Raw genomic sequence first — 1078 nt, 5'->3', positions numbered from 1 at the left:
GTTCGCGATTTATTGCGTTTCGCCGTCAGCCGTTTTAATGATGCCGGACTGTTTTTCGGACACGGAAGTGATAATGCCCATGACGAGGCAGCCTATCTGATTTTGCACACTTTGAACCTGCCTTTGGATACGTTGGAGCCTTATTTGGGTGCTAAATTGTTGCAAAGCGAGAAGGAAGAGGTATTGTCCATTCTCGAACGCCGCGCAGTGGAGCATATTCCTGCCGCGTATCTGACACATCAAGCATGGCAGGGCGAGTTTGATTTTTATGTCGATGAGCGCGTTATCGTGCCTCGTTCTTTCATTTACGAATTGCTTGGTGACGGTATCCGTCCTTGGATTGAACACGATGAATTGGTGCATCGAGCTTTGGATTTGTGTACCGGTAGCGGCTGTTTGGCCATTCAAATGGCGCATCATTATCCCGACGCACAAATCGATGCCGTTGATTTGAGCTTGGATGCGCTGGAAGTGGCTGCCATCAATATTGAAGATTATGGTTTGGAAGACCGTATCAGCTTGGTGCATACCGATTTATTCGAAGGTTTGGATGAAACCTACGACTTAATTGTTTCCAATCCGCCTTATGTTGACGCGGAATCTGTGGAAGCGTTGCCTGATGAATACCTGCACGAGCCGGAATTGGCTTTGGGTAGCGGCGAAGATGGTTTGGACGCTACACGTCAAATCATTCTGCAAGCGGCAAAATATCTGAATCCGAAAGGTGTATTGTTGGTTGAAATCGGTCACAACCGTGAGGTATTGGAAGCGGCTTATCCCGAATTACCGTTTACTTGGTTGGAAACCAGCGGTGGCGATGGGTTTGTATTCCTGTTGACCCGCGAGCAATTATTGGGCGAAGAGTAGTTTATTTTGATATGAATAAAACAAAGGCCGTCTGAAAAGGTTTTAGACGGCCTTTGTTTTATAAAATATTTAATATTTTAAGAAAATACAAATGCCTATGGTATACCGAATATGAAATCCAAGCAGGCTTTGAAACTATGGCTTATAATATTTGTCATAGTTTCTAATGTCAGTGGATTTTTATTACTGACTTTTTGTAGAACATATACTG

Annotated in this window: 1 protein-coding gene; it reads left to right on the top strand. The window is 44.1% G+C overall.

Annotation, left to right across the window (positions count from 1 at the left end):
- Positions 1-867: 50S ribosomal protein L3 N(5)-glutamine methyltransferase (gene prmB / locus ACTHUE_RS19415; RefSeq protein WP_440424216.1), on the top strand; the 867-nt coding region annotated here is incomplete at its 5' end.
- Positions 868-1078: the final 211 nt, after the last annotated feature.

This window comes from Neisseria sp. P0021.S005, assembly GCF_051956955.1.
This window is presented reverse-complemented; position numbering and strand designations above follow the sequence as displayed.